The 7,884-nt window shown below is 58.7% G+C and carries 10 protein-coding genes; 3 read left to right on the plus strand and 7 right to left on the minus strand.

Annotated features, from left to right (window positions below):
• The first annotated feature begins 44 nt into the window (after nucleotides 1-44).
• Nucleotides 45-755, plus strand: a complete 711-nt coding sequence (phnF, locus tag GOV80_RS04285) for a phosphonate metabolism transcriptional regulator PhnF (RefSeq protein WP_170782965.1) — start codon at nucleotides 45-47, stop codon at nucleotides 753-755.
• A gap of 161 nt (nucleotides 756-916) precedes the next feature.
• Here phnF and GOV80_RS04290 read toward each other — a convergent pair whose 3' ends face one another.
• The 5 genes from GOV80_RS04290 to phnC form a co-directional block, all read right to left on the minus strand.
• The gene (locus tag GOV80_RS04290) at nucleotides 917-1,531 is read right to left on the minus strand and encodes an LbetaH domain-containing protein (RefSeq protein WP_170782966.1); all 615 of its coding nucleotides are present in this window, start codon (nucleotides 1,529-1,531) and stop codon (nucleotides 917-919) included.
• A gap of 9 nt (nucleotides 1,532-1,540) precedes the next feature.
• Nucleotides 1,541-2,899: a phosphonate ABC transporter, permease protein PhnE gene (gene phnE, locus GOV80_RS04295; protein ID WP_170782967.1), complete on the minus strand. Its 1,359-nt coding sequence runs from the start codon at nucleotides 2,897-2,899 to the stop codon at nucleotides 1,541-1,543.
• Nucleotides 2,896-3,777, minus strand: coding sequence for a phosphonate ABC transporter, permease protein PhnE (gene phnE / locus GOV80_RS04300; protein ID WP_170782968.1), 882 nt, complete (start codon nucleotides 3,775-3,777; stop codon nucleotides 2,896-2,898). Before phnE (GOV80_RS04300) ends, phnE (GOV80_RS04295) begins: the two co-directional genes overlap by 4 nt.
• Before the next feature lie 69 nt (nucleotides 3,778-3,846).
• Nucleotides 3,847-4,749: a phosphonate ABC transporter substrate-binding protein gene (gene phnD / locus GOV80_RS04305; RefSeq protein WP_170782969.1), complete on the minus strand. Its 903-nt coding sequence runs from the start codon at nucleotides 4,747-4,749 to the stop codon at nucleotides 3,847-3,849.
• A gap of 63 nt (nucleotides 4,750-4,812) precedes the next feature.
• Complete coding sequence (phnC, locus tag GOV80_RS04310) at nucleotides 4,813-5,634, minus strand: phosphonate ABC transporter ATP-binding protein (protein ID WP_170769855.1); 822 nt, start codon at nucleotides 5,632-5,634, stop codon at nucleotides 4,813-4,815.
• Between the two features lie 163 nt (nucleotides 5,635-5,797).
• On the opposite strand from phnC, the gene rpe reads away from it, so the two are divergent.
• Entirely contained in the window at nucleotides 5,798-6,484 is a 687-nt protein-coding gene (gene rpe, locus GOV80_RS04315) for a ribulose-phosphate 3-epimerase (RefSeq protein ID WP_170782970.1), read from the plus strand.
• 114 nt (nucleotides 6,485-6,598) lie between these two features.
• On the plus strand, nucleotides 6,599-6,817 hold the full coding sequence (locus GOV80_RS04320; RefSeq protein WP_170782971.1) for a hypothetical protein: 219 nt from the start codon (nucleotides 6,599-6,601) through the stop codon (nucleotides 6,815-6,817).
• Between the two features lie 53 nt (nucleotides 6,818-6,870).
• Here GOV80_RS04320 and GOV80_RS04325 read toward each other — a convergent pair whose 3' ends face one another.
• Nucleotides 6,871-7,617: an FkbM family methyltransferase gene (locus tag GOV80_RS04325; RefSeq protein ID WP_170782972.1), complete on the minus strand. Its 747-nt coding sequence runs from the start codon at nucleotides 7,615-7,617 to the stop codon at nucleotides 6,871-6,873.
• Between the two features lie 169 nt (nucleotides 7,618-7,786).
• A partial coding sequence (locus GOV80_RS22510) for an EF-Tu C-terminal domain-related protein (RefSeq protein ID WP_170782973.1) occupies nucleotides 7,787-7,884 on the minus strand: 98 nt, incomplete at its 5' end.

The raw sequence follows: 7,884 nt of genomic DNA on the forward strand, positions 1-7,884 counted from the left end.
AACGGTACCTTCCGCAATCCACCGGTGCATGAAGATTTGATGACATGAGTAAAACACCCATCTGGAAAAGCATCGCGTTGGCCCTGATCTCAGATATCGCCGAAGGCCGCTATGACACCGGCGACCAACTGCCGACCGAGGCGCAACTGGCCGCCAAGCATGGTGTGAACCGCCATACGGTGCGACGCGCTCTCGCAGACCTGACCGAGCAAGGGCTAGTTCACCCCCGGCGCGGAGCAGGTGTCTTTGTGGCAGCGCGACCCACCGACTATCCGATCGGAAAACGCGTCAGGTATCACAAGAGCATATCGGCCAGCGGAAAAATTCCGGGCAAGAAAATCCTGAGCCTGACAACGCGAACGTCCGATGCAGCCGAGGCCGAGGCCCTGGGCCTGACCTCCGGCGATCCGGTGCACGTCTATGACGGCTTGTCTTTAGCGGATGGTCAGCCAATCGCTCTGTTTCAAAGCGTCTTTCCGGCCAAGCGCCTGCCCAATATTCTGACCGCCTTGTCCGAGACACAATCCGTGACCAAAGCATTGCAACGCTGTGGGATCGACGACTACACCCGCCACTCCACCCGCCTGACCGCACGCGCCGCGAGCGCAACCCAGGCTTTGCACCTGCGCTTGCCCGAGGGTGCCCCTGTCCTGCATTCGATCGGTATCAACATAGCGCCCGATGGCACACCCATCGAATATGGCCGCACCACATTTGCCGGCGAGCGCATTACTCTGACACTTGGGGATGATTGAGCCCAAAATGCTCCCGCCCGTCTTCAACCTCCTGCCGGAGGTCTCATCCCGTTGGGCATAGCGCCGCGCAAAGCGCGGCGCCGGGCCCAAGGCCGCCAGCGGGTATCGGCGTAGCCGATGCGTGCGCGGGCGCGGGAGGACCACGCCCACACATGTTGCGGCTACTCGTATTTCTCGAGGAACGCTTCCGCCTGCAGCGACCGGAAATCCGGAAGCGCAGCCCGCAGGCGCGCATTGTCCCAATCCCACCAGGCCAAGGCCAGCATTCGTTCCGCGACGCCAGCGGGGTATCTCGGCCGGATCGGAGCAGCCGTCACACCACCTACAATGGTGTATGGTGTGACATCCTTGGTCACGACCGCGCCTGAGGCCACAATCGCACCGTGACCAATTGTGACTTCGGGTTTGATGATCGCAGCATGGCCGACCCATGTGTCATGACCAATCACGGTCATCCGACTGGCGCGATGTTCGAACCAAGCTGCATCATCTTCTACGTCATCCCAATAATCCGCCGAGCGATACAGGAAGTGATGCAACGAGGCTTTCTCCATCGGATGGTCCGTTGCACCGACCCGGGTAAAGCTGGCGATGTTGGCAAACTTGCCGATCTGAGCGTTCGCGATATCGCAGGTCCGGTCACAATATGAATAGTCCCCAAGCTCCACATTGGCCAATCGCGTCCCGGCACCGATTTCGACATACGCGCCGAATGTGCTGTTGGTGATCGCACAATCTGGGTGGATAAACGGTTGATCGGAACTCAGTCGTGCCATGTGGTTTCCTTAACTCGCAGATGACGCGATCTTTGCTTTTTTCCTTTGCGGCTTCGTTTCGCCCTGGATCAATCGGCGACGCAGCCAGCCCGAGAACCAATCCATCAGCATCACCATCAGGATGATCAGAACGATGTAGTAGGCAACCTCTTCCCAGTCTTTCTGGGTGATGATGGCCTGCGTCAGCAACAAGCCTATCCCACCGCCCGTAATCGCACCAATCACAGTGGCGCTGCGCGTGTTGGATTCGAGGAAATAGAGCAACTGGCTGAGCAGCACCGGCGTCACCTGCGGGATCACCCCGAACCGATAACGTTGCGGCGCATTGGCTCCGGTCGATTGGACACCCTCGATCTGTTTTTGATCAACATTCTCCAGCGCTTCCGAGAAAATCTTGCCGAACGTCCCAGTATCCGTCACCAGAATGGCCAGCGCACCTGTCAGCGGACCGGGGCCGAATGCCCGCGCCAGAACGACGGTCCAGATCAGAGCGTCCACACCGCGCACAAAATCAAACACCCGGCGCGTGAGAAACCGAACCGAACGCAGCGGGTTGAAATTGCGGGTCGCAAGAAAAGCCAGCGGCAGGGCCACAATGCCTGCCCCCAAGGTTCCGAGGAAGGCCATCAGGATCGTCTCGAAAATGGCCCAGGCCACGTCCTGATGGCGCCACATCTTGTTGGTCCAGAAATCATTCAGGATCGCGCCCGCCTCACCATTTGCGGCCAGCCCAATGAGTTGCGGGAACGACTTGCCATAGTAGGGGCTATCGAGGGTGAAGAAAAACAGCTCCCACCCGTTGAAATAGCGGAACACTTCGGACCGGTTGCGCGTCACGGTCAGTCGACCCGCATCCGTGGTGATCGCCATCCGGTTCTTTGAGACATTGATCCAATCGGGCACATCGCCTGCGGGTAGCTCGGCCTGCACACCCGCCGAACGGGTCGGCGTTGCACGCACCGTGCCATAACCGGGGATATCATATTCCACCGTCTCGGGGCCGAACCGCACGATATGGCCGTCTTCCAGATCAATCACCGTCGTCTCGCCCAGAGCGACCCAATCCGGCGCTTGGCCTTCGGGATAAGCACCCTTGCGCTCACCTTCGATTGCGGCCGAGACTTCACCTGTGCGATTGTCACGCTCAATGTGGGTTTTGTAACTGTAGCTGTCAGCCACCAGCGTCTTGCCGTTTTCCCAGTTTGCGCGTCCGGCCAAGCCGGGCACGTCGAAAGCGAAAAACACATAGGTCAGATAGGCCAGCACCAACGCAGGTAATCCGAAATTGATCAGGCGCTTACGACTGAACAGACGATCAGCCTCGGCCTTCAGCTCATCAAGGGAGAGGTCAGTGGCGAAGGTGCTCATGCCCGCGCTCCTTTCTCGGATCCGTGGGTCAGGCGATCACGCAGATGGCCCGAGATTTGGTCGACCACGACAATTGTGACGAACAACAGCAAGAAAATCGCGGCGGCCTGATCGTATTTGCCCTGCCCCCAGGACATCGAGTTGCGCAGCTCATAGCCAAGACCGCCTGCACCGACGAACCCCAGGATAGCCGAGGCGCGAATGTTGATTTCGAACCGCAGCAGCGCATAGCTGACATAGTTCGGCCCAACCTGCGGGATCACGCCCAGATACATGCGCTGCGACCAGTTCGCGCCGACCGAAGCCAACCCCTCGACCGGTTTCAGTGAGGCGTTCTCATTCACCTCAGAAAACAACTTGCCCAGCGCGCCAGCCGTATGGATTGCAATGGCGATCATCGCCGGAACCGGGCCGCCGCCCAGAATAAAGATGAGGACCAGAGCGATCACGATTTCAGGGATTGCGCGACAGATATCGGCGATGCGGCGGAACAAGGGGATCAACGCAGGCCAAAGCGCCATTCCACGTGTGGACATCAGCGCAAGGAATGTACCCGCGATGGTGCCAATTAGCGTGGACGCGGCGGCGATGTTGATCGTCTCGACCAGCGCCGGGAAGAACTTGACCAGATTAGCGGGCAACGCGTCGATCTTTTCCCAGGTTTCGGACAGCACCTCTGCCGGGTAGTCAAAGATACGGTGCCAACCATCCGCGAAACTGCCCGCGTTGCGGTCATCCGCTGTGCGGAACCCGGCGGCCATCAGGGCCACGAAAACGATCAGAAGAATACCACCATAGACCCGCTTGCGTCGCGTCATCTCGGTATAGTCGGCCCGGATCTGGTCGACGGTCGGGGACCCTGCGGTCAGGTCTGTCATGGAATGCTCCTGAGTGGAAAACGGGGCCCGGCTTGGAACACCGGACCCCGGTCTTAGGGGGGTGCAGGCTTAGTTAGACTTCAGCTTGCGTGCTTCGATAATAACTTCGTAGGCTTCGTGGGTGATCGGCTCGAACGCGCGGGCTTCACCAGCAGCAACGCCGTAGAAGCACTCACGGTCTTTCTCAGCCAGACCCGCCATCAGGGCGGTCATTTTCTCTTTTACGTCTGCAGGCAGCGCGGTGCGCAGAACAACCGGACCTTCGGGGATCGGCTTGGATTTCCAAATCTGGACCATGTCGTTCATGTCGACCAGACCGGCATCAACAGCGCGACGCAGCGCGCCCGACTGATACCCATCTTCCCAATCGCCCAGGCCGTCAGCCCAAGTCACGCCACCATCGACGTCACCGTTGTTCACGGCAACGATGGTCTGCTCGTGGCCACCGGTGAATTTCACCTCACCGAAATAGTCGCCCGATTCCATGGTGGAACCCGTTGCCGCAGGTATTTCGATCGACGGGATCAGGTAGCCCGAGGTCGAGTTCGGATCGCCAAAACCAAAGGTCTTGCCCTTCATGTCTTCCAGCGAGGTGATGCCGCTGTCTTTGCGCGCAAAACCGATCGAGAAATAGCCATAACCGCCATCGGTGTTGACCTTGACCAGAACCGGCTCGACCGCTTCGGGATCAGACAAGTAGGTTTTCGCATAACCCGAAGCACCCAGCCACGCCATGTCGATGGTGCCGCCCAGTAGGCCCTGGATCACGCCGTCATAGTCAGCCGGTGCAAACAGTTTGGTTTCAACACCCAGTGTTTCCTCGGTGTATTCGCGCAGGCATTCGTTGTTGTTCAGACGGTCCTGAGCGTTTTCACCGCCCAGAATGCCGATGCGGAATTCGTTGATATCCGCGGCCAGGGTCGGCCCGGCCATTGCAGTTGTGGCCACTAGGGCTGCCATCAGTTTTTTCATCTGTCTCTCTCCGGTTTGATATGCCGGCCTTTCATCGGCCGGTCGATGAAAGGGGTAGTTGGCTTAGATGGTTGCTTCTGCTTCCATCAGGGCCTTCTGAGTCGCATCCAGCGTCTCAATCTCGGTCGATGTCGCCTCTTCCGAGAAGCTGGCATCCGCGCCATAGATCTCGCGGGCGACGCCGGTTGTCAGTTGCTCAGGCAGGCCGTCGAACACGATGCGACCGTCACGCATACCGACTACGCGGTCGCAATAGCGACGAGCCGTATCCAGCGTGTGTAGGTTGGCGATTACTGTGCGGCCGTCTTCTTCATGGATGCGGCGCAGTGCCTGCATGACGACCTGCGCATTCATCGGGTCCAGCGAGGCAATGGGTTCGTCCGCCAGAATGATGCTTGGATCCTGCATCAGCGCGCGCGCAATGGCGACCCGCTGTTGCTGCCCACCTGACAGCGCCTCGGCCCGTTTGGGTGCGTGCTCTGCAATGCCCAGACGGTCAAGAATGTCGATGGCGCGGTGAATTTCCTCCATCGGAAACAGGTTGAACATGGTCGCCAATGTCGAATGGCGGTTCAGCGTACCATGCAGCACGTTCGACACCACATCCATGCGCGGCACCAGATTGAACTGTTGGAAGATCATCGCGCAATCGGCCTGCCAGGCACGCTTGTCGCGGCCCTTCAGCTTGGTGACATCACGTCCTTGGAAAGTGATCTCGCCTTCGCTGGCGTCCGTCAGGCGGTTGATCATCCGCAGCAAGGTCGATTTCCCTGCACCGGAACGACCGATGATCCCGATCATGCAAGGTTTGTCCACGTCCAGCGTGGCCCGGTCCACGGCGATATTGTCGCCAAAGCGCTTGGTCAGTTTTTCGATACGCAGCACGTGCCACCCCCAATACATGTTGGCGGTCAGCTACAGATCCTGCTCAACGAATATGTGTCAGGGCAGTGAAAGTTTTGTAACGGCGCAAAATGCGCGGGGGCTACCCTTTGTAGGACGTCGGCGGTATATGCGACGACGACTCTACTGATGACATGAGGCCGCCATGAGCTTTGACCGCACCATCAAGATCGCACCGTCGATCCTCTCCGCCGATTTCGCCAATTTCGGGGCCGAGATTCAGGCCATCGAAGCCCAGGGCGCCGATTGGGTCCATGTGGATGTGATGGACGGTCATTTCGTACCGAACCTGACCTTCGGCCCTCCGGCGGTCAAAGCGTTCCGACCGCATGTGAAAACGGTGATGGATGTCCATCTGATGATCACTCCGGTCGATCCTTACATTCAGGCCTATGCCGATGCCGGAGCCGACATCCTGACCGCGCACATTGAGGCAGGGCCGCACACTCACCGAACCCTGCAAGCGATCCGCGCTGCTGGCATGAAGGCTGGTGTTGCCCTGAACCCCGGCACCCCGGCCGAGGCGGTCGAACACCTGCTGGACCTGACGGATCTGGTTTGCGTGATGACCGTGAACCCCGGCTTTGGCGGGCAGAAATTCATCGACATGACCGACAAGGTCCGCCGTCTGCGCCAGATGATCGGCGACCGCCCCATCCATATTGAGATCGACGGCGGCGTCGATCCAAACACCGCCCCACTGGTCGCGGCGGCCGGTGCAGACGTTCTGGTCGCAGGGTCGGCTGTGTTCAAAGGCGGGTCAGTCTCGACCCCCGAAGTATATGGCGAGAACATCCGCACCGTGCGCGCCGCCGCAGAAACAGCACTTTAACGCCTTCGGGCCATGCACCTGCTGCACTGCGGCTATGTCTGATTTCAGCTACCTAACCGCATAAGCTGCGATTAGGTTTCGGACTGTCAGAATTCAAACCTATGGCGTGTTTCCATGTCCAAACCCTCCTCACCCCGCCCGTACAGCTTTAACCCCGTTGGCCTTACCGGGCGCTTGCCGCATAGACTGCGCACGGCACTGCGCAAGCTGTCCAAGGCCCGTTCTTCGGTTCGGCGCATCCGGGCCTATTGGGTCATGAGCGATCAGGACCTGCGCGCACGCAGCTTGAAACGCGAAGACATCATCCGACTGGTTCTGGCGGACGTGATCTAAACGCAGCCCCATTAAAGGTGGTTTGTGGCGCAGGGCTCAGGAGCATCCCTGCGCTATTTGGCTTTGCTTGTCATTCGGGACAGCTTTGCGTCCCGATAGTCAAATTTGGCGCTATCATAGGGTGCGAAGATCGCGTCGCAATCCGTGGCATCTGGTGATGGAGGCCGAATGAAATCGTGCAGTTCGAAGCCCTGCTCGGCCATCACCGCCACGAAGTCACTGAACCTATAACCACCTTGGTATCGCCGCCGAACCGAGACCTCGGCCAGAACAAAGGCGCAGTTTTGCAGCATTTCGCTTGCGCCCTTGATCACCTCAATCTCGAACCCTTCAGTATCGATCTTCAGGCCAAAAGGCCCATCGTAAGAACGCGCAATCTCATCCAAAGTGCGGACGGGCACCTGTCTTTCCTCTATGCCCGACGTATGCGCACTGGCGGCTTCGTCAAAGGCCATCATCGTGGCGCGCGTTCCCAACACTCGGCCAGCAACTGTCGGTATATGAAGGGTCGTCTGCCCGTTTTCCGCGCCAACGCCGCAGGCATGGAAGTCGAAATCAATTTTGTCGCCCCAATTCTTGCGCAGCTTAATTTCATAGTCCGCGATCGGCTCGACCAGAACAAATTTCGCCTTTGGAAAGGCCTCATACAGATGAGAGGTGCCCGACGCGACGCCAACATCGAAAATAGTGGCGGCCTCAAAGCCCAGGCTTGCGATATAGTCCCCGCTCTCTCTATTGACCGATACTTGATAGCCCCGACGTTTCAGACGCCGAGCCAATCGAATTTCGATGTCATCCATAGGTGAATTCTCCGTTGGCGCGCCTAACACAGTCGGCGAAGCAGTCGAGCTAAAGAAACATCGCTTTGCCACAAGCACAACGAAAAAGGCCGCCCCTTGGGAACGGCCTTCTTTAGTTCAACGTTTAGGACCGAGATTATTCGACGAATAATCTCAGCACCTTCACCGATTACTCAGTGATTTTCGACACAACGCCGGCGCCGACGGTGCGACCGCCTTCGCGGATCGCGAAGCGCAGGCCCTGCTCCATCGCGATCGGCGCGATCA

Source organism: Ruegeria lacuscaerulensis, from assembly GCF_013034685.1.
Classification (GTDB): domain Bacteria; phylum Pseudomonadota; class Alphaproteobacteria; order Rhodobacterales; family Rhodobacteraceae; genus Ruegeria; species Ruegeria lacuscaerulensis_B.

Coding starts and splice junctions, on each gene's coding strand:
- phnF (WP_170782965.1), top strand. CDS start 45: ATGAGTAAAACACCCATCTGGAAAAGCATCGCGTTGGCCCTGATCTCA.
- GOV80_RS04290 (WP_170782966.1), bottom strand. CDS start 1,531: ATGGCACGACTGAGTTCCGATCAACCGTTTATCCACCCAGATTGTGCG.
- phnE (WP_170782967.1), bottom strand. CDS start 2,899: ATGAGCACCTTCGCCACTGACCTCTCCCTTGATGAGCTGAAGGCCGAG.
- phnE (WP_170782968.1), bottom strand. CDS start 3,777: ATGACAGACCTGACCGCAGGGTCCCCGACCGTCGACCAGATCCGGGCC.
- phnD (WP_170782969.1), bottom strand. CDS start 4,749: ATGAAAAAACTGATGGCAGCCCTAGTGGCCACAACTGCAATGGCCGGG.
- rpe (WP_170782970.1), top strand. CDS start 5,798: ATGAGCTTTGACCGCACCATCAAGATCGCACCGTCGATCCTCTCCGCC.
- GOV80_RS04320 (WP_170782971.1), top strand. CDS start 6,599: ATGTCCAAACCCTCCTCACCCCGCCCGTACAGCTTTAACCCCGTTGGC.
- GOV80_RS04325 (WP_170782972.1), bottom strand. CDS start 7,617: ATGGATGACATCGAAATTCGATTGGCTCGGCGTCTGAAACGTCGGGGC.